At 68.5% G+C, this 26,358-nt stretch carries 26 protein-coding genes; 6 read left to right on the top strand and 20 right to left on the bottom strand.

From position 1 onward, the window contains the following. Positions 1-3: 3 nt before the first annotated feature. On the top strand, positions 4-948 hold the full coding sequence (locus tag ACYVO7_RS16205) for a branched-chain amino acid ABC transporter permease (RefSeq protein WP_460450901.1): 945 nt from the start codon (positions 4-6) through the stop codon (positions 946-948). Positions 949-965: 17 nt separating this feature from the next. Then, entirely contained in the window at positions 966-2,183 is a 1,218-nt protein-coding gene (locus tag ACYVO7_RS16210; RefSeq protein ID WP_460450838.1) for an ABC transporter substrate-binding protein, read from the top strand. Here ACYVO7_RS16210 and ACYVO7_RS16215 read toward each other — a convergent pair. From ACYVO7_RS16215 to ACYVO7_RS16240, 6 genes are all read right to left on the bottom strand, one after another. Next, on the bottom strand, positions 2,180-3,022 hold the full coding sequence (locus tag ACYVO7_RS16215; RefSeq protein WP_460450839.1) for a GNAT family N-acetyltransferase: 843 nt from the start codon (positions 3,020-3,022) through the stop codon (positions 2,180-2,182). The genes ACYVO7_RS16210 and ACYVO7_RS16215 overlap by 4 nt on opposite strands. A gap of 10 nt (positions 3,023-3,032) precedes the next feature. Next, complete coding sequence (locus ACYVO7_RS16220) at positions 3,033-3,770, bottom strand: aspartate/glutamate racemase family protein (RefSeq protein WP_460450840.1); 738 nt, start codon at positions 3,768-3,770, stop codon at positions 3,033-3,035. Positions 3,771-3,775: 5 nt separating this feature from the next. After that, positions 3,776-4,666 carry an ABC transporter permease gene (locus ACYVO7_RS16225; RefSeq protein ID WP_460450841.1) on the bottom strand — a complete coding sequence of 297 codons (891 nt, stop codon included), beginning with the start codon at positions 4,664-4,666 and terminating at the stop codon, positions 3,776-3,778. Between the two features lies 1 nt (position 4,667). Continuing rightward, a complete protein-coding gene (locus ACYVO7_RS16230) occupies positions 4,668-5,555 on the bottom strand; it encodes an ABC transporter permease (protein ID WP_460450842.1) in 888 nt (295 codons plus the stop codon). Between the two features lie 154 nt (positions 5,556-5,709). Next, a complete protein-coding gene (locus ACYVO7_RS16235) occupies positions 5,710-7,005 on the bottom strand; it encodes an ABC transporter substrate-binding protein (RefSeq protein ID WP_460450843.1) in 1,296 nt (431 codons plus the stop codon). A 29-nt stretch (positions 7,006-7,034) separates the two neighbouring features. After that, positions 7,035-8,042, bottom strand: coding sequence for an ABC transporter ATP-binding protein (locus ACYVO7_RS16240; RefSeq protein WP_460450844.1), 1,008 nt, complete (start codon positions 8,040-8,042; stop codon positions 7,035-7,037). 257 nt (positions 8,043-8,299) lie between these two features. Here ACYVO7_RS16240 and ACYVO7_RS16245 point away from each other — a divergent pair, with 257 nt between their 5' ends. Then, entirely contained in the window at positions 8,300-9,031 is a 732-nt protein-coding gene (locus tag ACYVO7_RS16245; protein ID WP_460450845.1) for a GntR family transcriptional regulator, read from the top strand. A 39-nt stretch (positions 9,032-9,070) separates the two neighbouring features. Here ACYVO7_RS16245 and ACYVO7_RS16250 read toward each other — a convergent pair whose 3' ends face one another. Then, a complete protein-coding gene (locus ACYVO7_RS16250) occupies positions 9,071-11,140 on the bottom strand; it encodes an elongation factor G (protein ID WP_460450846.1) in 2,070 nt (689 codons plus the stop codon). Between the two features lie 269 nt (positions 11,141-11,409). Between ACYVO7_RS16250 and ACYVO7_RS16255 the strand changes: the two genes are divergently transcribed. Continuing rightward, entirely contained in the window at positions 11,410-11,796 is a 387-nt protein-coding gene (locus tag ACYVO7_RS16255; RefSeq protein WP_460450847.1) for a hypothetical protein, read from the top strand. Positions 11,797-11,818: 22 nt separating this feature from the next. On the opposite strand, the gene ACYVO7_RS16260 is transcribed toward ACYVO7_RS16255, so the two are convergent. From ACYVO7_RS16260 to ACYVO7_RS16300, 9 genes are all read right to left on the bottom strand, one after another. After that, entirely contained in the window at positions 11,819-12,622 is an 804-nt protein-coding gene (locus ACYVO7_RS16260; protein ID WP_460450848.1) for an ABC transporter permease, read from the bottom strand. Further along, positions 12,619-13,383, bottom strand: coding sequence for an ABC transporter ATP-binding protein (locus ACYVO7_RS16265; protein ID WP_460450849.1), 765 nt, complete (start codon positions 13,381-13,383; stop codon positions 12,619-12,621). Before ACYVO7_RS16265 ends, ACYVO7_RS16260 begins: the two co-directional genes overlap by 4 nt. A 128-nt stretch (positions 13,384-13,511) precedes the next feature. Continuing rightward, positions 13,512-14,561, bottom strand: a complete 1,050-nt coding sequence (locus ACYVO7_RS16270; protein WP_460450850.1) for an ABC transporter substrate-binding protein — start codon at positions 14,559-14,561, stop codon at positions 13,512-13,514. A gap of 117 nt (positions 14,562-14,678) precedes the next feature. Continuing rightward, positions 14,679-15,182, bottom strand: a complete 504-nt coding sequence (locus tag ACYVO7_RS16275) for a DUF992 domain-containing protein (protein ID WP_460450851.1) — start codon at positions 15,180-15,182, stop codon at positions 14,679-14,681. Positions 15,183-15,280: 98 nt separating this feature from the next. After that, on the bottom strand, positions 15,281-16,162 hold the full coding sequence (locus tag ACYVO7_RS16280) for an NAD(P)-dependent oxidoreductase (protein ID WP_460450852.1): 882 nt from the start codon (positions 16,160-16,162) through the stop codon (positions 15,281-15,283). A 4-nt stretch (positions 16,163-16,166) separates the two neighbouring features. Continuing rightward, the gene (locus ACYVO7_RS16285; protein ID WP_460450853.1) at positions 16,167-17,072 is read right to left on the bottom strand and encodes a carbohydrate ABC transporter permease; all 906 of its coding nucleotides are present in this window, start codon (positions 17,070-17,072) and stop codon (positions 16,167-16,169) included. A gap of 114 nt (positions 17,073-17,186) precedes the next feature. Continuing rightward, complete coding sequence (locus ACYVO7_RS16290) at positions 17,187-18,161, bottom strand: carbohydrate ABC transporter permease (RefSeq protein ID WP_460450854.1); 975 nt, start codon at positions 18,159-18,161, stop codon at positions 17,187-17,189. Between the two features lie 117 nt (positions 18,162-18,278). Continuing rightward, positions 18,279-19,586, bottom strand: a complete 1,308-nt coding sequence (locus ACYVO7_RS16295; RefSeq protein WP_460450855.1) for an ABC transporter substrate-binding protein — start codon at positions 19,584-19,586, stop codon at positions 18,279-18,281. A 152-nt stretch (positions 19,587-19,738) separates the two neighbouring features. Then, complete coding sequence (locus ACYVO7_RS16300; RefSeq protein WP_406854910.1) at positions 19,739-20,803, bottom strand: ABC transporter ATP-binding protein; 1,065 nt, start codon at positions 20,801-20,803, stop codon at positions 19,739-19,741. A 265-nt stretch (positions 20,804-21,068) separates the two neighbouring features. Here ACYVO7_RS16300 and ACYVO7_RS16305 point away from each other — a divergent pair, with 265 nt between their 5' ends. After that, positions 21,069-22,040, top strand: coding sequence for a 2-hydroxyacid dehydrogenase (locus ACYVO7_RS16305; protein ID WP_460450856.1), 972 nt, complete (start codon positions 21,069-21,071; stop codon positions 22,038-22,040). Between the two features lie 226 nt (positions 22,041-22,266). Further along, entirely contained in the window at positions 22,267-23,082 is an 816-nt protein-coding gene (locus tag ACYVO7_RS16310; RefSeq protein WP_460450857.1) for an AprI/Inh family metalloprotease inhibitor, read from the top strand. Positions 23,083-23,149: 67 nt separating this feature from the next. On the opposite strand, the gene denD is transcribed toward ACYVO7_RS16310, so the two are convergent. The 4 genes from denD to ACYVO7_RS16330 form a co-directional block, all read right to left on the bottom strand. After that, a complete protein-coding gene (denD, locus tag ACYVO7_RS16315; RefSeq protein ID WP_460450858.1) occupies positions 23,150-24,142 on the bottom strand; it encodes a D-erythronate dehydrogenase in 993 nt (330 codons plus the stop codon). Between the two features lie 223 nt (positions 24,143-24,365). Next, positions 24,366-25,112, bottom strand: a complete 747-nt coding sequence (locus ACYVO7_RS16320) for an SDR family oxidoreductase (protein WP_460450859.1) — start codon at positions 25,110-25,112, stop codon at positions 24,366-24,368. 22 nt (positions 25,113-25,134) lie between these two features. Then, positions 25,135-25,593 (bottom strand): GNAT family N-acetyltransferase, encoded by a 459-nt coding sequence (locus ACYVO7_RS16325; protein ID WP_460450860.1) that lies wholly within the window; start codon positions 25,591-25,593, stop codon positions 25,135-25,137. Continuing rightward, a complete protein-coding gene (locus ACYVO7_RS16330) occupies positions 25,590-26,315 on the bottom strand; it encodes a GNAT family N-acetyltransferase (RefSeq protein ID WP_460450861.1) in 726 nt (241 codons plus the stop codon). Before ACYVO7_RS16330 ends, ACYVO7_RS16325 begins: the two co-directional genes overlap by 4 nt. Positions 26,316-26,358: the final 43 nt, after the last annotated feature.

The raw sequence follows: 26,358 nt of genomic DNA on the forward strand, positions 1-26,358 counted from the left end.
GCGATGACGCTCCTGGTGGTCGCCGCCCTGGCGCTGGCGCCGCTCGTCCTGAAGAACTTCTTCGTCTTCCAGCTCACCATGGTGCTGGTCTACGCCATCGCGATCCTGGGGCTGAACCTGCTCACCGGCGTCAGCGGCCAATTCTCGCTGGGGCACGGCGCCTTCTACGCCATCGGGGCCTACACCTCCGCCATCCTGATGGAGCATTTCGGCGTCGGCTACGCCTGGACCCTGCCGGCGGCGGGCGCCGTCTGCTTCGTCGCCGGCTTCCTGTTCGGCCTGCCGGCGCTCCGGCTGGAAGGCGTCTATCTGGCGCTCGCCACCTTCGCGCTGGCCGTCGCGACGCCGCAATTCCTGAAGCTCGGGCCGTTCGAGGGATGGACCGGAGGCGTCCAGGGCATCGTCATCGTCAAGCCGGACGCGCCCTTCGGGCTGCCGCTGAGCCAGGACCAGTGGCTGTTCTATTTCACGCTCGCGGCCGGGGCGGCGCTGTATGCGGCGGCGCGCAACATCGTGGCCAGCCGCAGCGGGCGCGCCCTCATGGCGATCCGCGACAACCCCATCGCGGCCCGCTCGATGGGCGTCGACACGGCGTTGTTCAAGTCGCTCGCCTTCGGGCTCAGCGCTCTCTACACGGGCGTCGCCGGCGCGCTCGGGGCCATCGTGGTGCAATTCGTGGCGCCGGACAGCTTCACCTTCCCGCTCTCCGTCTCGCTCTTCGTCGGCCTCGTGGTGGGCGGCGTCGGCTGGTTGCCGGGCGCGCTCATCGGGGCGGCCTTCGTGATGTTCATCCCGAACGTCGCGGAGCATCTCTCGAAGGGACTGTCCGGCGCCGTCTATGGCGTGCTGCTGATCCTGATCATCACGCTCGCGCCCAGCGGGGCGGCCGGCCTCTACCAGCGTTTCAAGCATCGATTCATCAGAACAGGGCCGAACGGCAAGGCCTGACCTTGGAGGACGCCACCATGACACCAGCACGCATCGGCCTCGCCGCGCTCGGCGCCGCGATCCTGTTCGCCGCGCCCGCCTGGGCTCAGAAGAAGTACGACGTCGGCGCGACCGACTCCGAGATCAAGATCGGCAATATCATGCCGTATAGCGGGCCGGCTTCCGCCTATGCGCTGATCGCCAAGACGCAGAAGGCCTATTTCGAAAAGATCAACGCTGAGGGCGGGATCAACGGGCGCAAGATCGCCTTCATCTCCTATGACGACGGCTATTCGCCGCCCAAGACGGTGGAGCAGGCGCGCAAGCTGGTGGAGAGCGACGAGGTCCTGCTCATCTTCCAGCCGCTCGGCACGGCCTCCAACGCCGCCATCCAGAAATACATGAACGCCAAGAAGACGCCGCAGCTCTTCGTCGCCACCGGGGCGACGCGCTTCGGCGACAACCCCAAGACCTCGCCCTACACCATGGGCTGGCAGCCGAACTACCAGTCGGAAGGGCGCATCTACGCCAAATACGTCCTGGACACCAAGCCGGCCGGCAAGATCGCCGTGCTCTTCCAGAACGACGACTATGGCAAGGACCTGCTCAAGGGCCTCAAGGACGGGCTCGGCGCCAAGGCGTCAATGATCGTCGCCGAGGCGGGCTACGAGGTCTCCGAGCCGACCGTCGACTCGCAGATCGTCAAGCTGCAGGCGTCCGGAGCCGACATCCTGGTCAATGTGGCGACGCCGAAATTCGCCGCGCAGGCCATCCGCAAGGTGGGCGAGCTCGGCTGGAAGCCCATGCACATCGTCAACAACGTGTCGAATTCGGTGGGCTCGGTGATGAAGCCGGCCGGCTTCGAGAACGCCAAGGGCGTCCTCTCGACCGCCTATCTGAAGGACGCCACCGACCCGGCCTGGAAGGACGACGCCGGCATGAAGGAGTGGTCCGCCTTCATGGACAAGTATTTCCCGGACGGCGATCGCACCTCGAGCTTCACGGTCTACGGCTACGCCTCCGCCCAGACTCTCGTCCAGGTGCTGAAGCAGGCCGGCGACGACCTGACGCGCGACAACGTCATGCGGCAGGCCGCCAACATGAAGAACGTGCCGCTGAACGTGCTGATCCCCGGCATCACGATGACCACGAGCCCGACCGATTTCTTCCCGATCGAGCAGATGCAGATGATGTCGTTCGACGGCGAGAAATGGAACCTGTTCGGCTCCGTGCTGAGCGGCGAGCTTGGCGGCTAGCCCAGCTCGAAGGTGGTGATCCCGAAGATGCGCCCGACCGGCAGGTCGGGCGCGGGGCCGCGATACATCCGGGCGGTCTCGAAGGACGGGGAGAGGTCGTGGCGCTCGGCGAGGTCGAGCGCCTCGGCGTTCGGCTCGGGCGGGTCCAGCACGACGGTCTGGCCCTTCACGGCGGACGCCAGCGCCCGGAAGATCAGGTCCGCCACATGGGCGTCGTCGGCGAAGAGCGGGCCGATCTTGTGCCCCTCGCGACAGGGGCGGATGACGCCGTAGCCCAGCGTCTCGCCGGAATCGACGAGGGCGTATCCGGTGCGCCCGCCGCCGCGAAGCCAGCCGGCGAGGAACGCCTCCCGGGGCGCGCCGAAGCAGGCGCGGTCATAGGCCAGGATCGACGGCATGAGGCCCTGCCCGATGCGCGCGAGGCGCGGATCGAGCGGCATGTCGCAGCGCGACAGCCCCTCGTAGCGCACATTGCGCCAGGCGAGTTCGAAGCCGCTCTTGCGGTAGTTGGGCTGCTGCGCCGGCACGCCGTCCAGCCCCACCACCCGGCCGGACAGGGTCTCCATGCCGGCGTCCCACAAGGCCCGGGCGATCCCGCGGCCCCGGAAGGCTGGCGCCGCGATGTAGAGGCCCAGGAAGCCCAGGCTCTCGCCATAGCGCACGACCGAGATCGCGGCGGCCGGTTCTCCGTCGACGAAGGCCATCAGGAAACCGCCAGGGTCCGTCGCCAGGAACACGGCCGCGTCGGCGAGGCCCGGGTTCCACCCCTCCGCGGCCGCCCAGTCGAGCGCCAGCGCGAGGTCGTCATGCGTCATGGGGCGGATGGTGAACTCGGTCATGCGGCAGGACCTAGCGTCCCGGCGCTCCCTCGGGCGCGCCGCCTGCGAAAGCCTTGGGCAAGGGCGGAGCATAGCCCCCGATCTTGGACGTGCGAAGGCCCAGCGCGACGAGGCTCTCGGCCAGCTTCACGGCCGCCGCCACCCCGTCCACGACGGGAAGCCCGTGCCGCTCGGAGAGCCGGGCCGCCAGATCCGCCATGCCGGCGCAGCCGAGCACGATGGCCTCGGCGTGGTCCTGCGCCTTGGCGCGCTCGATCTCCTCGCCGATCCGGGCCGAGGCGTCGGAGGCGGGGTCCTCCAGCCCGAGCACCGGGATCTCGCAGGCCCGCACCCGCGCGCAGCGGCGGTCGAGCCCGTAGCGCAGCAGGTTGTTCTCGATGGCCGGGATCGAGCGCGAGAGCGTCGTCACCACGGAAAAGCGATGCGCCAGCAGGCTCGCCAGGTGGAAGGCGGCCTCGCCGATGCCGATCACGGGGCCCTTGGCGGCGCAGCGGGCGGCCTCCAGGCCGGTGTCGTCGAAGCAGGCGATCACATGGGCGTCGGCGCCGGCCTTCTCGGCCCGGGCGATCTCCACCAGCAGGCCGGGGACCGAATAGGCCTCGTCCCAGTAGCCCTCGATCGAGGCGGGCCCGGTCTCCGGCTGGGCGGCCAGGATCTCGGTCCCGGCGGCGGCGACGGCGCGGGCGGCCGCGCCGATCTTGGCCGTCATGCTGGCCGTGGTGTTGGGGTTGACGACGGCGATCCGCATCGGGTTCAGACCATTCCCTTGCCGGCGTCGGAGCCCTGCCGGGCCTGGCGGGCGCGCAGCGCCAGGATGGATGCGAGCGCCACGCCGATGACCAGGAACGACACGCCGGTGGTGACGGTCCCGAGCGCGTAGATCTCGGGGGTCGTCACGGTGGTGGTCAAGGCCTGAAGCTCCAGGGGCAGCGTGTTCTTCTCGCCGACGGACTGCGAGGAGCGGGCGATCTCGTCCCAGGACAGCGTGAACCCGAACAGCCCCACGCCGACCAGCGAGGGCAGGATGATGGGCAGGATGACGAAGCGGAAGGTCTGCCAGGGCGTGGCGCCGAGGTCGCGCGCGGCCTCCTCGTAGCGCGAGTCGAAGCGGTTGAAGATCGCGAACATGATCAGCAGGCCGAAGGGCAGCGTCCAGGTGAGGTGGGCGCCCAGGGCCGAGGTGAAGAGCCCCATCATGGTGCCGTAGCCTTCCGCCAGCCAGGGCGGCGCGACCGCCTTCACGGCGTCGTCGAACAGGCGGAACTGCAGGGCGATGCCGAGCGAGGTCACGATGGAGGGCACGATCAGGCTGGCGACGGTGACGTAGAAGAGCAGGTTCTGGCCCACGAACCTCTTGCGGAAGGCCAGCCCCGCCAGCACCGAGAGCACGACGGTGAGCGCCATCACGACGAGGCCGAGCTGCAGCGACCGCAGGAAGGCCGACTTGATGTCGACGATGCCGCCGCCGCTCCATAGGCGCTCGAACCAGTGCAGCGAGAGGCCGTTCAGCGGGAAGGTGAGGCCGCCCGACGGACCCTGGAAGCTCAGCACCACGATGGCGATCATCGGCCCGTAGAGGAACAGCACGAAGGCGGCGAAGAACGCCGCCAGCCAGTAGAACGACGCCGGCCTGCCTTCACGCATCTCAGAGTTCCTTGCGGATGTCGACGAAGCGGTTCAGGGCCGTGATGATCAGGAGCGTGATCGCCAGCAGGATCACCGCATTGGCGGCGGCCGGGGGGAACTGCAGCGCGTTGAGGCGCGTCTCGATGATCTTGCCGGCGGAGGCGATCTGCTGGCCGCCCATGACGCCCACGGTGACGAAGTCGCCCATCACGATGGTGATGACGAAGATCGAGCCGATGACGATGCCGGGCTTGGCCAGCGGAATCACGACGTTCCACAGCGTCTGCCAGCCGGTGGCGCCGGCGTCATAGGCCGCCTCGAGCAGGCGTTTGTCGATGCGCGCCATGCTGTTGAAGATCGGGATCACCATGAAGAAGGTGAACAGGTGCACGAAGGCGAGCACCACGGCGAAATCCGAGTAGAGCAGCCACTCCAGCGGCTGCCGGATCACCCCCATGCTCATCAGGGTCTGGTTGACGAGCCCGTTGCGGCCGAGCAGCGGGATCCAAGAGATCATCCGGATGACGTTGGAGGTCCAGAACGGGATGGTGCAGATCACCGCCAGCGTCATCTGGACGGTGACGGACTGGACGTGGAAGGCCAGGAAATAGGCGATCGTGAAGCCGATCAGGAGGGTCAGCAGCCAGACCAGGAAGCAGAACTTCACGGTCGACAGGTAGGTCTTCAGGATCGTGCAGAGCCCCGGCAGCTCGTCCCAGCAGCCCTCGAAGGTCTCCACGTAGCTGCGGGCCGTGAAGGACGGGATGATGGCGTAGTCGTTGTAGTCCCAGAAGCTCACCATCACCACGAAGGCGAGCGGGATCACGAAGAACAGCGCGAAGACGAGCCCGAACGGCGCGGCCTGCGCCCAGGCGGGGAGAGCGAAGGACTGATCCTGTTTCGCCATGGGGCGGGCGGGCTCCGGTGAAATCCTTCGCCCCGGAACGGGGAGAAGGTGGCGCGCAGCGCCGGATGAGGGGTCGTCGCGGCGCTCGGACGCCCTCACCCCAGCCCCCTCCCCGTCGCCGGGGAGAGGGGGCGCATTCAGTCCAGACCGCCCGTCAAGCGGCGATGAACTCGTTCCACTTGCGGACCATGTAGTCGTTCTCGTCCATGACGGCGTTCCAGCAGGCGACATTGCCCATGCGGTCGTCATAGGAGCCGCCGTCGCGCTTGGCGCCGGCCTTTTCGAGCAGCGAGCCGTCCGGGGCCTTGATGTCGTTCTGGGCCGCCTTGCCTTCCATCCAGTAGCCCCACTCGTCGGCCGTCATGTTGGCCTTCGCGGTGGAGAGCACGGCCGAGTAGTAGCCCTGGCGGTTGAGATAGGCGCCGGCCCAGCCCGACAGGAACCAGTTGACGAACTCGTAGGCCCACTCGGCCTTCTTGCCGGTGACGCTCTTCGACAGGCAGAAGCCCGAGGCCCAGGAGCGGTAGCCTTCCTTGAGCGGCTGGAACACGCAGGGAATGCCCTTCGAGCGCACCGCCGTGACGGCCGGCGACCACATCGACTGGATGACGGTCTCGCCCGAGGCCATGAGGTTGACCGACTCGTTGAAGTCCTTCCAGAAGGCGCGGAACTGGCCGGCCTTCTTGGCCTCCGTCAGCACCTTCATGGTGAGGTCGATCTCCTTCTTCGTCATGTTCCCCTTGTCGGGGTACTTGTAGAGGCCTGACGCCTCCACCACCATCGCGGCGTCCATGATGCCGATCGACGGGATGTTGAGGATGGAGGCCTTGCCCTTGAACTCGGGGTTGAGCAGCTCCTTCCAGCTCTCGATCGGGCGCTTGATCAGGTCCGGGCGGATGCCGAGCGTGTCGGCGTTGTAGACGGTCGGGATCAGCGTCACCCATTCGGTCACGCCCTTGGCGAACTTGGTGGAGTTCGCGCCTTCCACGAACATCACCTTCTTGGGCGCGGTGCCCTGGTCGCCGATCTTCTTGCCGTTGGGCAGCTCGCCCTTGGTGAAGACGGGCGTGATATTGCTGAATTCTTTGATCTTCTTGGCGTCCATGCCGAGAATGTTGCCCGACGGCACGAGCTTCTTCAGGCTGAAATACTCGGTGTCGAGGACGTCGAAGGAGTTCGGCTGGGTCACGACGCGCTTGGTGACGTCGTCGGTGGTCGCCGAGATGTATTCCAGCGTGATGCCGGTGTCCTTGAGCAGCTGCTTGTTGATGTCGTCGGACTGGTTCACGGCGGTGCCGAGATAACGCAGCACCTTCTTCTCCTGCGACCAGACCGCCGGGAATCCGGTGATCGCGCCCGCGCCGGCAGCGGCGCCGGCCGCAGCTCCGGCGCCCTTCAGCACCGTGCGGCGGGACAGGGCGGCAGCCTCGTCCTTCATGTAATCCGTCATGCCCCACTCCTCCAGTAAACGGTGGCCCTTCAGGCCACGGGTGAAATCCTGTGAACGTCGGCGGCCGTCCAGGTGACCGCGACGCGGTCCCCCGGCGACAGCGGCGCCGCGTCGAAAGCGGCTTCGCTGATCTGTGCGGCGAGTTCGCGCGCCTCGCCGGTCTCCAGTCCGACCTGGACGTAGGAGCCCTGGTACTCGACGTCGCGGACGACGGCCTCGACGCCGAGCCCGGCGGATGGGCCGGCGGCCCCCGCGGCCGGCTTCAGCGAGAGCCTGTCGGCGCGGACCGCGATGAGCCCGTCGGGCGCGGCGATGATGTTGTGGCCGCCCATGAAGCGGGCGACGAACTCCGTCCTGGGCGCGTTGAAGACCTCGCGCGGCGCGCCCGCCTGTTCGATCCGGCCCTGGTTCATCACCACGACCACGTCGGCCAGCGCCATGGCTTCGTCCTGGCCGTGCGTGACATGCACGAAGGTGATGCCCAGCTCCTTCTGCAGGCGCTTCAGCTCGGCGCGCATCTTGATGCGCAGGAAGGGATCGAGGGCCGAGAGCGGCTCGTCCAGCAGCAGGATCTGCGGCTCGGTGATCAGCGCGCGGGCGAGGGCGACGCGCTGCTGCTGGCCCCCCGAGAGCTGCGCCGGAAGCCGGTCGGCGTAGGGCGTCATGGCGACGAGTTCGAGCGTCTCCATGGCGCGGGCGCGCCGGACGGCTTTCTCGACGCCGCGCATCTTCAGCGAGAAGGCGACATTGTCGACGCAGCTCAGATGCGGGAACAGGGCGTAGCTCTGGAACATCATCGCGGTGCCGCGCCGGGCGGGCGGCAGGTCGGTGACGTTCGCGGGGCCGAGCAGGATGTCGCCGACGGTCACGGCCTCGTGGCCGGCGATCATCCGCAGAGTGGAGGACTTGCCGCAGCCGGAGGGCCCGAGCAGACAGCAATAGGCGCCGGCCTCGACCCTCAGGTCGATGGCGTCCACGGCTGTGGCTTGACCATACCGCTTCGTGACCTTGACGAGTTCGAGGGTCGAGCCCTTCACGCGTTTGCTCCTGTGCAGCGCATCCAGCGTTACAAGGGGCGTGCCAAGCGGGTCCCGGCCCCAAAAATTCGCGAGCGGGCGGGCGGTTGGGCCGTCTCCGGCGGGTCCTTTCCGGATCCAGGCCGGCGGCGGGGCGAGGCGGGCGCCTAAATGAGAAGCATTGGATACGAAATTGTAGCAGGATCGTATACGAAACAGGCGCCGTGATCCATGGCTCTCGTGGCATGATCATTTGATCAGAATCGCCGGGGGCTGGCGTGGACATCTCGTTCCAGACGGACGCGCCGAGGGAGCGCAAGGACGCCGCCGCAGCGGGCGATCGCGCATCCGCCATCGTCCGCAGCATCGAAGCCGCGATCGTGGGGCAGCGCCTGCCGCCGGGCGCCAAGCTGCCCGAGGACGAGCTCGGCGCCGCGTTCGGGGTCAGCCGCACGATCGTGCGCGCCGCGCTGCGCATGCTGGCGCAGGACAGGGTCGTCACCCTGGCGCCCAACCGGGGAGCCTTCGTGTCGTCCCCCACGGTGGAGGAGGCGCGGCAGGTCTTCCACGCGCGGCGGGTCGTCGAGGACGCGCTCGTGCGCGAGGCGGCCGCGCGCTGCGACGAGGCGGACCTGGACCGGCTGCGGTCGCACCTGGACGCCGAGCGGGACGCATTGCGGCGCGGGGACCGGTCCGCCGCGATCGGCCTGTCGGGAGAGTTTCACCTCCTGGTCGGCTCGATCTCGGGACAGAAAGTCCTGGTCACGTTCCTGCGCGAGCTGATCTCGCGGTCGGCGCTCGTGATCGCCCTGTTCGGGACGACCCGCGAGTCCTCCTGCGGGTCGCATGACCACGCCGAGGTGGTCGAGGCGTTGGCGCGCCGGGACGGCGAGGCGGCCGCCGCCGTGATGGCCGATCACCTGCGCCACATCGAACATGACGTGGAGCTATCGGGCGAAGCCCGGCCCAGCGTGCGGCTGGCCGACGTGCTGGCCGATCTGCGGCGCTGAGCGGGGCGGCCTGGGCCGCCGCCCCGTCGGCTCCTTCTGCTAGGCGTGGCGCGCCGCGACTCCGCCCCGCTTGACGACGGCTTCGGCGGGCTTGCCGGAGAGTTCCGCCAGATGGTCGAGGCTGGTCGTGAAGGCGCCCACGCCGGACGTCGCCGACCGCAGCTCGATGATGAGGTCGCCCATCTCGGACTCGGGCAGCTGGGCTTTCAGGATGTCCCAGCCTTCCCAGCCCGGCCGCGAGTCGTAGCCCAGGATCTGCCCTCGCCGCCCGGTCACGATGGCGGTGGCCTTCGACATGGCCTCCGTGGGGATCGCGATCTCGACGGCGTGGATCGGCTCCAGCAGCACCGGATTGCACTTGGGCAGCGCGTCCGCCATGGCCAGCCGGGCGGCGGCCCGGAACGCCATGTCGGACGAATCCACCGTGTGAAACGACCCGTCCGTCAGGGTGACGCGCAGGTCGACGACCGGAAAGCCGAGGCCGCCGGAGTCGAGCGCCTCCCGCACGCCATGCTCCACCGAGGGGATGTATTGCCGCGGCACCACGCCGCCCGTGATGCGGTCCACGAACTCGAAGCCCGCGCCGCGCGGCAGGGGCTCGACCTCGATCACGACGTCCCCGAACTGGCCGTGGCCGCCGGTCTGCTTCTTGTGGCGGCCGCGCACCGTGGCCTTGCTCCGGATGGTCTCGCGATAGCCGATGACGGGCTCGCGGCGGTCCACCGTCACGCCGTAGCGGTTCGCGAGCCGCTCGAGCGCGACCTTCAGGTGCACCTCGCCCTGTCCGCTCATGCGCAGCTCGCCGGCCTCCTGGGTGTGCTTCACGATGAGGGCGGGATCCTCCTCGGTGAGCTTGGCCAAGGCCGCGTTGAGGCGCACGTCGTCCTTGCGGTCGCGGGTCGCGATCGCGATCGTGTAGACCGGCTCCGGCGGGGCGACGGAGGCCACCGCCCGGGGAGGCGTCTTGCCGACGCCGAAGCTGTCGCCCGTTCCGATGCCGTCCAGGCGGGCGAAGGCGAGGACGTCGCCGGTCTCGGCTTCCGCCTCGCGGCCCATGGAAGCGCCCGTCAGGCGCTGCACCCCGGCGACCCTGGCCTCGGCGCCGTGCGAGCCGATGACGACGTCGCCCTCCTTGATCCTGCCGCGCAGCACGCGGGACACCGAGAGCTTGCCGCCATGGGCGGTGTGGATCGTCTTCATCACATGCGCCAGGGGCGGCCCGTCCTCGGCGACGCCGAGCCGCGCCCTCACGGCGGCGACGCCGGGCGCCTCGTGGCGGATCGCCTTCAGCAGGCGGGTCACGCCGTTGCCCCGGTCGGCCGAGCCGAACAGCACCGGCGTCGCGTGGCCCTCGCGCAGCTCCTTGCGCAGGTCGTCGAAAACCTGGTCGCGCGGCGGTTCGATCTCCTCGATGAGCTCTTCCATGAGCGCGTCGTCATAGTCGGCGAGCCGCTCGAGCATCGAGTAGCGGGCCTCGCGCTCCGCTCCGACCTCCTCGGCCGGGATCTCCACCACCTCGCTGGCGGCGTGCTCGCGGTAGACGAAGGCGCGCTCGAGGGCGAGGTCGATGAAGCCGACCGCGATGCCGTTCTTCCAGATCGGGATCTGGCGGAGCAGGAGAGGGGTGCGGGAGGCCGGCTGAAGCAGAGACAGCGTCTCGTGCACGCGCCGGGTCGCGGCGTCGATCTTGTTGATGAACAGGAAGCGGGGAATCCCGGCTTCCTCGAGGTCTCGCAGGATCACCTGCAGGGCGGGCAGCTTCCGCTCGTCCTGCTCGCACACCACGATGGCGGCGTCGCAGGCCGGCGTCACGGCGCGCATTTCGTGCAGGAACTCGATGGAGCCCGGGCAATCGATGAAGGTCATGCGCTCGCCCAGGAAGCCCACGCTCGCGATGTTGGGCTCCACTCCGTGCGCATGGGCGCGCGCCTCGGCGCCGCTGTCGCCGACGGCCGAGCCGTCCGTTACCTTGCCGGCGCGCGCCACCGCGCCTGTGCGTTCGAGGATGGCTTCGAGCAGCGTTGTCTTGCCGCTCTGGAAAGGCCCCACGATGGCGACGCACCGAGGGCCCGCACCTGATCTTCCGGCGTTGTTCTCCGATCCCGACATGGCCTGATCTCCCTTAAACGGGAGGCGGGTTGGCCGTGAGAGCCGGCCAACTGTCTCCTGACGTGGCCTGTTGAACGCGCCGATGCTCCGCCCGCCGGAGGGCGGATGCAAGCGAAATGCAGGTCAGGATGGTTGTCGTGTCTGCGTCTGCGCCGGCGCAAGCTCGGCTTTATATTTAAGCATAAGTTAACTTTGAATTTGCGGAGAGGCAGGTGGCTGATGCATCAAGCCATCGTCCAGTTGGACTACGTAAGTAATTGGAGAAGCTCATGTCTTCGAACGTTTCAGGCGTCCCGCCGCGCGCTGCGGCGCCAACTTCGCAGCAGACATCGACGTCCTTTGCAGCCGCAATCGAGAATGCAGCCGCGAAGACGAACATGATCAAGGCGGTCAATAAGCTCGGACCCGGATGGAAGCTCTACTGGCTGGATACGAAGCAGGGATCCTGGCGGCCGGTGACCTCGAACAGCCAGTTCGCGCAAAACAGCAAGCCAGCCCTGAGTGCGAGAGATCCGCAAAACAACCGTTACTTCTTCACGCCCACCTGGGGAACCAACTCCCTATCCGTCGCCAAGGGGTCCAGCCCGACGGGCGCGCTCGTCGTGGCGGTATTCAGTATGGGAGCGGACGGATCGATCTCACTCAGGAACGGGTGAGGCAGCTGCTGATCGCCCCGCCTCACCGCCAGGCGGTCAGCCTCCTCTCCACCCAGCCCAGCAGCCCCGCGATCGCGAGGCCGAGCAGGGACAGCACCACCACGCCGCCGAGCAGCCGGTCGGATTGCATCAGGTTGCCGGCGGCCAGCACCATGGCGCCGATGCCTCGGTTGGCGCCGATCATCTCGGCCGCGACCAGCAGCACGATGGAGATCGAGGAGGCGATGCGCAGGCCCGAGAGGATGCCGGGCAACGCCCCGGGCAGCACGATCTTGCGCACGATGGACCAGGACGACAGCCCGAAGGAGCGGCCCATGCGAACCAGCGAGCGGTCGACGCCGTCCACCGCCCCGTAGGTCGCCACCACGGTGGGGAAGAAGGACCCGAACGCGATGGTGGCGAGCTTGGAGCCTTCCCCGATCCCGAACCACAGGATGAACAGCGGCAGGAGCGCGATCTTTGGGATCGGGAACAGCGCCGACACCACCGCCACGCCGGGCGAGCGCACGGCCGAGAACAGCCCCACCGCCAGCCCGAAGCCGACGCCCGCCGTGGCCCCGATCGCGAATCCGCCGAAGAGCCGGCCCAGCGAGGCGGCCAGGTGGCCGGCCAGCTCGCCCGACCGCGCCAGCGCAGCCAGCGAGGCGAACACCTCGCGCGGGCTCGGCGCCAGGACGGGATCGAGCCAGCCCAGGCTGGAGGCGAGCTGCCAGAGGGCGACCAGCGCCACCAGGGCCGCCGCGCCCGCCGCCCGCCGCGTCCGCGGCAGGAAGAGGTCGCCCCGGAACGCGACCGGCCGCGAGGGGGTCTCGACGAGGTCCGTCATGGCGCGAGCTCCCGGTCCGCCGCGGCGGCGTCGGCGCGAATCAGCTCCCACAGCTGGCGCGCCTGCGCGACGAGCGCGGGATCGCCCGCCGTCCGGTCGCGGCGCGGCCGGTCGAGCGTCACCTCGGCCCGCACCCGTCCGGGCCGGCTCGACAGCACCACGATGCGGTCGGCCAGCCGCACGGCTTCGTCCAGATTGTGGGTCACGTAGACGGTGGAGAGGTCGCCGGTCTCGTGCAGGCCGATCAGGTCGTCCATCAGCAGCTCCCGCGTCTGCCCGTCCAGGGCCGAGAGCGGCTCGTCCATGAGCAGGATCGCGGGCCGCACCGCCAGCGCCCGCGCGATGCCGACGCGCTGCCGCATGCCGCCCGAAAGCTGCCGCGGCCAGGCGGCCGCGAAGTCCGCCAGCCCGGTCCGCCCCAGCGCATCCGCCACGATGGCGTCGCGCTCGGCTTCCGCCAGGGCGTGCTCCTCCAGAGGCAGCCGCACATTGCCGGCCACGGTGCGCCACGGCAGCAGCGCGAAATCCTGGAACACATAGGTGATCGGGTTCAGCGACTGCGTCGGGGCTGCGCCTTGCGTCGCGATCGCGCCAGCGTCGGGCCGCTCCAGCCCGCCCAGGATGCGCAGCAGCGTGGACTTGCCGCAGCCGGACGGCCCCACAACGGCCACCACCTCGCCTTCCCCGACGCCCAGCGACACGCCCTCGAGCACCGGGAGCGGACCGTAGCGGTGCGAGATGTTGGACGCAGTGAGCTTCATGAGTGGATGAACGCGTTCTGAACCAGCCGGGCTGTCACCTCTAACGCCCCTCATCCTGAGGAGCCATGCGAACTTCGCATGGCGTCTCGAAAGATGAGGGTCGTTAGAAGTGCTGCGCGGCCGGAGGACTAATTCGCATTGAGATGCCCCTGCACGAAGCTCAGGTCCAGCATCGCCTTGGCGTCCACGCCTCCGTCGACGAGGCCCTGCTGCTTGTACCACTCGACCTGCCGCAGCAGGTCCGCCACGTCGAGGCGGGCCTGGGGATCGACATAGAAGGCGGAGGCCCTGACCTTGGGGACGGCGGTCTCGGCGGGCTCGCCCGGATAGACGGACTTGGCGATGAGGGCGGCGGCCTCCTCGGCGCCCGGGCCGGCGATGACGGCGCCCGACGCGTCCTTCTGCAGGAAGGCGGCGTAATAGTCCGCGGCGCCCTTCTGGTAGGCGCGCACGAACTTCTCCACGAGCGAGCGCTTGTTGGCCACGGTCTTCGATCCGGCGAAGAGGCCGCCGAACTGGTACTCGTCGAAATCCGAGTAGCGGCCCAGGAGCTTGGCGTCGCCGGACGCGATCAGCGCCTTGCCGAGGTGCGGGGCGATGATCACGCCGTCGACCTGGCTCGATTTCAGCGCCGCCATCATGTTGGGCAGCGACTGCAGGGGCTTCATGTCCACCTTGGCGAGATCGAAGCCCTTGATGCGGGCCAACTGTCCGATCTGGTAGTGGAAGGACGAGCCCACCTGCGAGATCCCGAGCGTCTTGCCGGCGAACTGGGAGATGTCGGTGAAGCCCTTCTCGGCGGCGCCCTTGGACGCCAGCACGAGGTTGCCCTCGTAGCCCTTCGCCTCCTTGGCCTGGGCGGCGATGATCTTCAGCGCGCCCTTGCCGGCGAGGTTGAAGAAGCCGCCCGTAAAGGCCGTGACCCCGAAATCGACGTCGCCCGACACGACCGCGAGCGCGATGGGTTGGGCGGCCTCGAAGAATTTGAGCTCGATGTCGAGGCCCTCGGCCTTGAAGTACCCCTTCTCGACGGCCAGGAAGAGGCCGCCCGACGAGACGAAGCGCAGCACGCCGACGGACGCCTTCTCCTGCGCGCGGGACGGCGTCGCGAAGGCGAGCGCCCCGGCGGCGGCGATCAGGATGGCCGCGAACAGCCGGGTGCGGAACAAAGGCGCCATGGGTCTCCTCCGTCAGGCCGTCTGGGCGGCCGTGGCGGCGGGATGCTAGAGGGTTTTCCGACCCGATCCAATCGGATCGGAAGCCTCCATGGCGAAAGCTGTCGTTTTCAGGCCGATTCAGCGCGCCGGGGTGAGCTCCAGCGCCGAGACGCCCAGCGCCAGGTTCAGGCCCGTCTGGGCGCCGACCGAGATCGGCTGGAGGCCGATCGTGTTGTTGTTGCCGCCGACCAGGACGTTGGCGCTCAGGCCCGCTCCGGCGGTCGCTTCGGCGGATCCGCCCGCATAGCCGCCGGCCAGGGCGCCGCGCTGCCAGGCGTTGGTGGGCGCGAAGACGGTCCAGACCAGCACGCCGCGATTGGTGGCGCCGATGTCGAGGCCGAAGCGGCGGATGGTGCCCAGATAGGTCTCGGGAGCGCCGCGGCGGCTCGGCGTGAAGCGGCACGACATGGTCTTGCTCGACGTGATGATCAGCCCGAGGCTGCCCGAGACGTTGCAGCGCAGGGTTCCGACCTTCACGCCGCCGCCCTGAGCCTGTGCGCTGGCGGGCGTGGCCGCGGCGCCGAGGCCAGCCGCGAGCCCGGCCGAGAGGGCGGCGATGCGAAGGGTGTTGCGGATGGTCATGGGGTTTCTCCCGGTTTGATGCGCCGCTTGATGGCGGCTGACAACAAACGAAGCGCCGAAAGGTTCGGCTCAAGGCGGGAGACGCCCCGGGATACGGGCTAAGCGGGCTTCGATCCCGCCAAAGCGCGGTAGACCGAGACCACCTGGCTGTCGTCCTTGAGGCCCAGGCCCTGCGCCGAGGCGGAGACGAAGAGCTGGTGGGCGAGGGCGGCCAGAGGGGTCGGGGTCTTGGAGGCCCGGCCGGCGTCCAGCACGATGCCGAGATCCTTGACGAAGATGTCGACCGCGCTGGTGACGCGCGGCTCGTCCTCCAGCATCCGCGGGCCGCGATCCTTCAGCATCCAGCTGGAGGCGGCCGAGCCGCCCAGGATCTCCAGCACGATCGCGCCGTCGATGCCGGCCTTCTCGGCCAGCGCCATGGCCTCGGCCGCCACCGCGATGTGGACGCCGCACATGAGCTGGTTGACGGTCTTGACCGTCGCGCCCTGGCCGGGCTCCAGGCCGACATGGAAGATCTTGTCGCCCAGCGCCTCCAGCACCGGCCTCGTCGCGTCGAAGACGTCCTGCGGGGCGGCGGCCATGATGGTGAGGGTTCCGGCCGCAGCGCCCACGACGCCGCCCGACACCGGGGCGTCGACGAAGCGCCGGCCCGTGGCGGCCACCCGCGCGGCGATCGCGCTCGCGGCGGCGGGAGGGCAGGTCGCCATCAGGATCACGACGGCCTGCGGGGCCAGCGCGTCCAGCGCGCCGGCCTCGAACAGCACGCTCTCGGCCTGCGCGGCGTTGACCACCATCAAGACGAGCGCGTCGGCGCCGTCCGCCGCCTCCCGGGCGGAGGCGGCCGCGGCCCCGCCCGCCTTCTCGAGCGCCTGCAGGGCCTCGGCCCGCATGTCGAAGCCGCGCACCCGGAACTGCCGGCGCACGAGGTTCTGCGCCATGGGCAGCCCCATGGCGCCAAGGCCGACGAAACCCACGATCATGGGATCACTCCTTCACGGCGCCGGTCATGGCCGAGACATAGTGCTCGACGAAGAACGAATAGAGGATCACCAGCGGCAGGGACCCCACCAGCGCGCCGGCCATCAGCGAGCCCCACCGGTAGATGTCGCCGTCCACGAATTCGCTCACGATCGCCACCGGCACGGTCTTGTTCGTGGTCGAGGACAGGAAGGTGAGGGCGTAGATGAACTCGTTCCAGCACAGGGTCAGCGAGAAGATCCCGGCCGAAATCAGGCCGGGCACCGCCAGCGGCAGGATGATCTTGGTGAGGATCTGCCAGCGCGACGCGCCGTCGATCAGGGCGCACTCCTCCAGCTCGTACGGGATGGTCTTGAAGTAGCCCATCAGCAGCCAGGTGGAGAACGGGATGAGGATCGTCGGATAGCACAGCACGAGCGCCATCGGGCTGTCGAACAGGCCATAGGCCTGGATGATGGTGGCCAGCGGGATGAACAGGATCGAGGGCGGCACCAGATAGGCCAGGAAGATCGCCGCGCCGACCCACTGGGCGTAGCGGTAGCGGATGCGCACGATGGCGTAGGCCGCCATGACGCTGGCGATCAGCGACAGGAACGTCGCCAGCACCGACACATACATCGTGTTCCAGAGCCAGAGGGGGTAGTTGCTCTCGAACAGCAGCTTGTTGATGTGCTTGAGGGTCGGGGACACGACGAAGAAGGGGTTGTACTTCTCCATGTCGATGAGCTGTTCGTCCGGCTTGATGGCCGTCAGGACCATCCAGTAGAACGGAAAGATCAGCACGATCATGATCAGGAGGAGCGGCAGGTAGACCGTGACCAGCTTGCGTTGGGTGGTCTCCAGATAGGTCATGCCCTCGCGGTCGTCGGTCAGCGCGGCCCGGGTGGCGACGTTCACGGCTGTTTCAGTCATGGCCGCCTCCGTTGGTGTTCTCTGAAGCGCCGGAATGGACCCTCCCTCCCCCTTGTGGGGAGGGGGACGGATGGAGTCGCGGATGGCGATGAGGGCAGGATTTCATGAAGCCGCTCATGAGTCCTCGCCCCCCTGCTGCCACTTGCGGCTCTGCAGGCCGAACCACGACACCATGATGGCGATGAGCAGGAACGGCACCATCGCGGTCGCGATCGCGGCGCCTTCGCCGAGGTTTCCGGCCAGGATGGCGCGCTGGTAGGACAGCGTCGCCATCAGATGGGTGGAGTTCACCGGGCCGCCGCGCGTCATGGCCCAGATCAGCTGGAAGTCCGTGAAGGTGAACAGCACCGAGAAGGTCATCACCACCGCGATGATGGGCGTCAGCAGCGGGAAGGTGACGTAGCGGAAGTTCTGCCACTTCGTCGCGCCGTCCAGCGTCGCCGCCTCGTAGAGCGAGGGCGCGACGGTCTGCAGCCCGGCCAGCAGCGTGATGGCGATGAAGGGCACGCCGCGCCAGATATTGGCGAAGATCAGCGACGCGCGGGCGTTGTTGGGGTCGCCCAGGAAGTTGATGTTGTAGTCGATGATCCCGAGATGGCGCAGCGACCAGGAGATGATGGAGAACTGCGAGTCGAAGATCCACCAGAACGCGATGGCGGAGAGCACCGTCGGGACCACGAAGGGGATCAGCACGATCGAGCGGATGGCGGCCTTGAACGGCAGGTTCTGGTTCAGGAGGATCGCCAGATAGAGGCCCACCGCGAATTTCACGATCGAGGCGACGCTCGTATAGACGAGCGTGTTGAACACGGAGAGCCAGAACACGCCATCCGAGTCCCGCCACCAGGGCAGGCCCAGCCACTCGTAGTTCTCCCAGCCGATGAAGACGCCGGACCGGCCGATCTTGGCGTCCGTGAAGGACAGCCACACGCCCTTGCCGAGGGGGAAGGCCAGAAACAGGATCAGGATCGCGGCGGCGGGCGCCATGAACCAGAAGCCGAGCCAATTGCGGTTGATCCGCAGCCTCTCCCACCAGGTCGTGCTCCGGATGGTTCGGGCCGGACCGCGGCCCGCTACGCTGTCGGTCATCACTGTTCTCCACAGGCTCCAGGGCCGCCCGTCCGTGGGACGAGCGGCGGGAGCGGGGCTGCGGGGGACGCGTCCTCCCGCAAGCGCGCCCGATCGCCGGGCGCGCGGCGGCCGGGCTTAACGGAACAGGCGCTGGGCCTGCCGCTCGGCGATGCGGATGGAGCCCTTCAGGTCCTCGCGCCCGGTGCAGTAGTTGGCGAACATGTCAACGACGATGAAGTCGGCCAGCGCCGCGGCCGCCTTCTCGCCGATCGAGCCCACGCCGCCGGCGGTCAGCGTGCGCTTGGCGGCGTCGCGGAACACGGTGTTCTTCGGGTCCTTGGTCCAGACCGGGTTCGTGTCATAGGCGTTCAGCGGATGCGTCAGGTAGCCGGCGGCCGCCTCGAGCCACGGATTGTAGTTCTCGGCCTCCAGCATGTAGGCCATCAGCGCCTTGCAGGCCTGCGGGTACTTGGTGAAGTTGAAGGCCAGCAGCGGGAAGGCGAGCTGGAACTCGGTGGGCTTGCCGACCGGGCCGATCGGCCACTGCGCGTGGTCCATGTCCTCCGCGATGGCCTTCATGCCCTGGGCGTTGGCGGCGGCGTAGATGGAGATGCCGTTGCCGGTGAGGTGCACGTCGCCCGACAGGAAGGCCTTGTTGTTCGACGAGTCGTTCCACGAGGCCGTGCCGGGGGTGAAGGTCTCGTAGAGGGCCTTGACGTATTCGAGCGCCTTGGCGGTCTCCGGCGAGTTGACGATGACCTTGTCGTCCTTGTCGACGAGGTAGCCGCCATGGGACCACAGCGCCCAGTGGCACCAGGAGTTGCCGTCGCCCGTGGCGTGGCCGAGCGCGAAGCCGACCGGGAAGTTGTTGGCCTTCATGGCCTTGCAGAGCTCGAGGAAGCCGCCCGTGTCCTTGGGGAATTCCTTGAAGCCCGACTTGTTCATCGACGAGATGCGGTAGTTGATGTAGCCGCCGTTGAACGCGACCGGGATGGCGACCCACTTGCCCTGGAACTGGCCGTAGGCCTGGGCGGCCGGCACCCAGCCGCCATATTTCTTGCCGAGATAGTCGGCGACGTCCTCGACCGGCAGGCACTTGGCCGGGAAGAGCTGCGGCAGCGAGAACAGGCCCCACACCATGTCGGGGCCCTGGCCGGTGTTGGCGGCCACGGACGCCTTGGGCTGGATGTCGTCGAAGCTCTCGTTGGAGATGTTCACCTTGACGCCCGTCGCCTTCGAGAAGGCGTCGATCATGGCCATGAACTGCTTGTCCTCGGCCTCCACGAAGCGCTTCCAGCGCAGCATGTTCAGCGAGGCGCCGGCTTCCGGCTTCCACTGCGAGGTCTGGGCCCAGGCCTTGGCGAAATCGAGCAGGCCGGCGGCCCCCAGGGCGCCGAGCGCGGCGCCCCCCTTCACGAGAGAACGGCGGTCGAGATTGAACATCGGTGTCTTCCTTCCCTAGGGTCGCGTGTGCGATCGGTTGTGGCCGCTTGAGGCGGCTGCTCTTTTGTCGGTGTCCGGCCGGTTGGCCCGGCTCTTGGGAGCGTCAGAAAAAAAACCGCGCGGTCCTTTCGGATCGCGCGGCTGCAGAAAAGTCAGATGAGCCGGTTTCCGGCCTCGGCGTCGAACAGGTGCACGAGCCGCGGGTCCGGGGCGATCTGAATGGTCTCGCCGGGGCCGGCCGTGATCCGCTCGCGGAAGATGCAGACCACCTCCTGGCCGCCGATCCTGGCGACGACCTGCGTCTCCGAGCCGGTCGGCTCCACCACCACCACCTCGGCCGGCAGGCCGTTGGCGGCGAGCTGGAAATGCTCGGGCCGGATGCCGTAGACCGCCGGGCGGCCGTCCGATCCCTCCGGGGCCGCATGGAGCGGGAACACGCCCCCCTTCTCGGCCTCGAAGCTCGGCGTGACGCCGGCGCGGATCTTGCCGCGGATGAAGTTCATCGCCGGGGAGCCGATGAAGCCCGCCACGAACAGGTTGGCCGGCCGGTCGTAGAGGTCGAGCGGCGCGCCCATCTGCTCGACGATCCCGTCATGCATCACGACGATCTTGTCGGCCATCGTCATGGCCTCGATCTGGTCGTGGGTGACGTAGACGGTGGTGGTCTTCAGGCGCTGGTGCAGCTCCTTGATCTCGGTGCGCATCTGCACGCGCAGCTTGGCGTCGAGGTTGGAGAGCGGCTCGTCGAAGAGGAAGACCTGCGGATCGCGCACGATGGCGCGGCCCATGGCGACGCGCTGGCGCTGGCCGCCCGAGAGCTGGCGCGGATAGCGGTCGAGAAGCTTCTCCAGGCCGAGGATGTTGGCGGCCTTGCTGACGCGGGCCTCGATCTCGGGCTTCGGCGCGTTCCGCAGCTTCATCGAGAAGGCCATGTTGTCGGCCACCGTCATATGCGGATAGAGCGCGTAGTTCTGGAACACCATCGCGATGTCGCGCTCTTTCGGCGGGACGTCGTTGACGACGCGGTCGCCGATGCGCACCTCGCCGCCGCTGATGTTCTCCAGCCCCGCGATCATGCGCAGGAGCGTGGATTTCCCGCATCCCGAGGGGCCGACCAGAATGACGAATTCGCCGTCATTGATGTCGATGTTCACGCCGTGAATAACTTGAGTCGTGCCAAACGCCTTCCGCACGTCGCGGATTTCGACGGACGCCATACTGTCCTCCCTGTCTCGCCACGGGCCAGGCCAACGTGTCGGCGAGTCTGTTTCGTAGCGCGGCGGGGGCCTTGCCGGCTTGCCCCGTCGCGTTCGCGGCGGCATCATTGCATGGGGCGCACGGAAATCAAGGACGGCCCTGACGACCCGTGCATCAATCGATTGAAATTCACGGCGGGCCGGGGTTCATTGCGCTTCAGCGCAGTGGCGGCGGACCATCGCCGCCAAGCAAAACAGCCTCGCCAGGGGCGCTCAGGAGGACGTCTTGAAGGAATTCGAAGTTCTGGTCACCGGCCGCATGATGCCGCTCGTCATGGAGCAGCTCGAGAGCCGCTTCACGTTGCACAAGCTGCAGGAGGCCGCGGACCGGGACGCCTTCCTGGCCGAGGTGGGGCCGCGCATCAAGGCGGTCGCGACAGGCGGCCATGTCAGGACGGACGGCGCCTTGCTGTCGAAGCTGCCGAATGTCGGCATCGTGGCGAATTTCGGCGTCGGCTACGACTCGGTCGACGCCGGCTGGGCCGGCCAGCATGGCGTGGTGGTGACCAACACGCCGGACGTCCTCACCGAAGAGGTGGCCGACACCTGCCTCGGGCTGCTGCTGATGACGGTGCGCGAGCTCTCCGCCTCCGAGCGCTACCTGCGCTCCGGCCGCTGGGAGAAGGACGGGCCCTATCCGCTGACCCACAACACCCTGCGCGGCAAGACGGTCGGCATCCTGGCGCTGGGGCGCATCGGCAAGGCGATCGCCACGCGCTGCGAGGCGTTCGGCCTGACGGTGGTCTATCACGGCCGGTCGGAGCAGAAGGGCGTCCCCTATCGCTACTACCCGACGCTGGTCGGCATGGCGGAGGCGAGCGACATCCTCATCAGCGTGGCGCCGGGCGGGCAGGACACGTTCCACATCATCGACGCGGAGGTGCTTCGCGCCCTGGGGCCGAAGGGCGTGCTGATCAATATCGGGCGCGGCACCGTGGTGGACGAAGGCGCGCTGATCAACGCGCTGCAGAACAAGGTGATCGCGGCCGCCGGCCTCGACGTGTTCGAGAAAGAGCCGCATGTGCCGCCTGAGCTGATCGCGATGGAGCATGTGGTGCTGCTGCCGCATGTGGGCTCCGCCTCCCACCACACCCGCAACCTCATGGGCCAGCTCGTGGTCGACAACATCGTGTCCTTCCTGTCCGGAAAGGGCCCGATCACCCCCGTCGCCGAGACGCCCTGGCCGCCGAAGCGCTGATCGGCGCGGCGGGCGCGCCGGGGCGGTCCGTCTGGCGCATTGAGCACGCGGGGGATTGCGGCTAGACCTGCACCTCATCGGCCGCTTCCGGGAATCGGGAGCGGCGGACGGGTCTGGCGGGCCTCGATCCGGCGGGCGATGGCGTTCTCCCTCGCCATCCCCGGCTGGGCGCGAAGCCGGAGAGGGACCCAGCGGCATGGCGTCGAGAGAAGCGGGAGACGGAGCGATGCGGATGGGGTCTTGGACCGGAGGCGGGAGGTGGGCCTGCGGCGTCGCCCTTGCGGGGCTGCTGCTGGCGGGATCGCCTGCGTTCGCCCAGTCGTCGGATCGCGCCGCGGTGATGACCGGCGCCTGGGAGCTCGCCAATCCCAAGACCTCGCGCAGCTGCCGCGTCCGCCTCGGGGCCGAAACGGGCCTGCACGGCAACCAGCTCGGCGCGCCGCCGGCCTGCCGGTCGGCCCTGCCGCTGCTCGCGCAGGCGGCGGGCTGGACGCTGTCGGGCCAGACCGTGACCTTCGTCGACTCCGCCGGCAAGACCCTGGTGAACTTCGATCGCGAGGCCTCCGGGCCCGGCTACACGGCCTCCGTCGACGGCGGCGACCTCACCTTGAAACCCCTGGGGAACGCCCGCGCGCCCGCGCCGGAGCAGACCCGGACCGCCGCCGCGCCGGCCGCGACGCCGGCCCCGCGGGCCGGGGCCGGATCGGCTGCGCCGGTCCCGCCCGCCTCCGTGGCGCCGAACATCACTCCGCAGAGCCTTGCGGGGCTGTACGGCGTCGCGCGCGACAAGGGGAAGCCGGTCTGCTCGATCGACCTCACCCTCAAGGTCGCGCGCAAGGGCGGGCAGTATGCGGCCTCCCTGTCGGGCGGCTGCATCGATCCCGGCCTGAAGGTCTTCGATCCCGTGGCCTGGCACACGGGCAACGGACGCCTCTATCTCATCGCCAAGAAGGGCCATGACCAGGGCTTCTCGATCATGCCCGACGGGACCTGGCAGAAGGACCCGCCGAGCGGCGCCCAGCTCTTCCTGAAGAAGCAGTAGGCGCCCAGACCCAGGGGCGTCAGGGCGCAGCGTCGCTGCCTCATTCAGCCTCCCCTCTGCCTGGCGTTCAGGCGATCCGGCCGCCGAGTTCGTCCTCGACATGCGCGCGGATGATCTCGTCGAAGCTGCTCTCGGCCTTGAAGCCCAGCGCGACCGCGCGCGACGGGTCCAGCCGCTGCGCCCAGCCGGACACGATCTTGATGATGGCCGGGTCCGGCTCGCGCTTGATCCTCGCCACGACCTTGTCGCCGGCCACCCGCCGGAGCGCCTCGATCTGCTCGCCGACCGTGCAGGACAGGCCCGGCATGCTGAGATTCCGGCGCGGGCCGATCTTCTCTCCGTCGATTTCGGCGGCATGGACCAGGAAGCCCACCGCCGAGCGCGGCGAGGCGTGCCAATGGCGCACGTCCTCGGAGACGGGCAGCACTGCCTCCTGGCCGGCCAGCGGCTCGCGGATGATGTTGGAGAAGAAGCCCGAGGCCGCCTTGTTGGGCCTGCCCGGCCGCACGCAGATGGTGGGCAGGCGGATGCCGACGCCGTCCAGGAACCCCTTGCGGGTGTAGTCGGCCAGCAGCAGCTCGCCGACGGCCTTCTGCGTGCCGTAGGAGGTCAGCGGCGTCGTGAAGAACTCGTCGCCGATCGTCTCCGGGAAGGGCGCGCCGAACACCGCGATGGACGAGGTGAACACCACCCGCGGCTTGTAGGCGCCGCCGCTCTGCATGTTGAGCTGGCGGATGGCCTCGAACAGGCTCCAGGATCCGCGCAGGTTGATCTGATAGCCCTTGTCGAATTCCTGTTCGGCCTCGCCGGACACGATCGCGGCGAGATGAAAGACGATGTCGGGCTTGCCGGCGACGAGCTTCTCGGCCTCGCCGGGCTGGGAGAAGTCAGACGCGAGCGTGGTCACGGCGAAGGGCGCGTTCGTTGGGGCGCTAGGCTCGATCACGTCGTGCAGGGTCGCCTTGGTGATGGTCTTGCCGGCCAGCTTGCCCTCGCGGACGAGCCGCTCGGTGAGCTTGCGGCCGACCATGCCGGCGGCGCCGATGATCAGGATGTGCATGGGGGTCCTCCCGTGTTTGTGTTCGGCGAGTTTTCATTCGCCCGGTTCAATGCAACACCCTCATCCTGAGGAGCGGGCCGCAAGGCCCGCGTCTCGAAGGACGAGGGATTCCAGGAGGCGCTCAGGCCGAGCTTGCTGGAGTCCCTCGTCCTTCGAGACGCCCCGCTGTGCGGGGCTCCTCAGGATGAGGGGATCGAGGATCGAAAAGGATGCCCCCTGCGCCTCACAGCGCAAAACCCCCATCCACCAGGAAGATCTGCCCGGTCGTATAGGCGCTCTCGTCGCCGGCCAGGTACACCGCCATGGCGGCGATCTCCTCGGGCTTGCCGAGGCGGCCGATCGGCTGGCGATCCACGAAGGCCTGGCGGACCTTCTCGACCGGCTGCTTGGTGTCCTTGGCCAGCGTCTCGATGCGCTGGTCGAGCGAGGGCGACTCGATGGTGCCGGGGCAGATCGCGTTGGCGCGGACGCCCTTGCGGATGAAGTCGGCCGCCACCGCCTTGGTGAGGCCGATCACGGCCGCCTTGGTGGTCCCGTAGACGTAGCGGTTCGGGATGCCGCGCACCGAGCCGGCGCCGGACGCGATGTTGACGATCGAGCCTGCGCCCTTCTCCAGCATGCCCGGCAGGAAGGCCTTGATCAGGCGGTGCATGGAGCGGACATTGAGGTCGAAGGAGAAATCCCAGGCCTTGTCGTCGGTCTCCAGCACGGTGCCGTGGTGCACATAGCCGGCGGCGTTGCACAGGATGTCGATGGGCCCGACCTTCTCGGCGAAATTCGCGACCTGCTTGTCCGAGAGCACGTCGAGCTTGCGGCGCTTGGCCCGCGCGAGGCCGTCGAGCTTGGCGACGTCGAGGTCGGTCGCCCACACGGTGGCGCCCTCGGCCACATAGGCCTCCGCGATCGCGCGCCCGATCCCCTGTCCGGCGGCGGTCACGACCGCGACCTTGCCCTGCAGCCTCTTGGCCATGCGTTCTCTCCCTGCTCGTTCTCTAGAATTCGGTCTTGACCATGTGGACGATGGCCCGGTCGGGCATCTGCTCGACGGCCTCGACCCGGTAACCCTTGCGGCTGTACCAGGCGACGTTGTGGGTGAGCGCCTGGCCGGTATAGAGGCGGATGGCCTTGCGCCCGAGCTGGCGCGCGCGCTCCTCGGCGGCGGCGAGGAGGCGATTGCCGACGCCGCTGCGCTGCGAGCCCGGATTGGCGGCGACGCTCCAGATCAGCAGGTCGTCCCCGCGCGGCTCGACGATCAGCGCCCCAGCCAAGCTGTCGGGGCCGTCCGCCAGCCAGACTTCCCAGTCGCGCAGCACCGCTTCGTAATCCGCCTGCAATGGGATGGGCTCCACGCCAAGCAGAGCCCGGTTCGCCGCATAGGCGGCATGCTGCATGGCGACCAGCGCATCCAAGTCGGCGGGCGTGGCGCGCCGCAGGCCGGCGAGATCGCTCATACGCTGTCCACCCGCAGCGCCGCGAGGCTCTGCCGCTGCTGGCCCTGCGCGTCGAAATTCTCCGGCGCCAGCCAGCGCTCGAAGACCGCCTTGCGGGACGGCCACTCGCTGTCGAGCATCGAAAACCACGCGGTGTCCCGGTTGCGCCCCTGCACGATCATGTGCTGGCGGAACAGGCCCTCATAGGTGAAGCCGAAGCGCTCGGCGGCCCGCCTGGACGGCGCGTTCAGGGCGTTGCACTTCCATTCGTAGCGCCGGTAGCCGAGATCGTCGAAGACGTAGCGGGCCAGCAGATACTGCGCCTCGGTGGCTCCCGGCGTGCGCTGGAGACTCGCGCCATACATGATGTTGCCGACCTCGATCACCCGATGCGCTGTGTCGATCCGCATCAGCGTCTCGTAGCCGACCGCCTTGCCGCTCGCCTTGTTGACGATGGCGAAGAACAGCGGGTCCTCGGACGCGGCCTTGCGCTGGAGGTGAGCCTTGAAGCTCTCGAAATCCGGGAAGGGCGGCTCGAACAGGTACTGCCAGATCGCGTCCTTGCCGGACCCGTGCGACTCCTCCCACAGCGACGGTCCATGCGCCTCCGGGTCGAGCGGAACCAGATTCACGAAGCGCCCGGCGAGCGTGCGGCGCTCCGGACGGGGCGCCGGATGGGTGTCCACGGTCGGGCCGATCGGCAGGCCGGAAGCGGGTGCTGGGACGGAAGCTGGCTGGTGCATGGGCTCGGTCTCTCCCTCTCCCCGCGAGGGGAGAGGGGCAGGG

Source organism: Alsobacter sp. SYSU BS001988 (assembly GCF_054796215.1).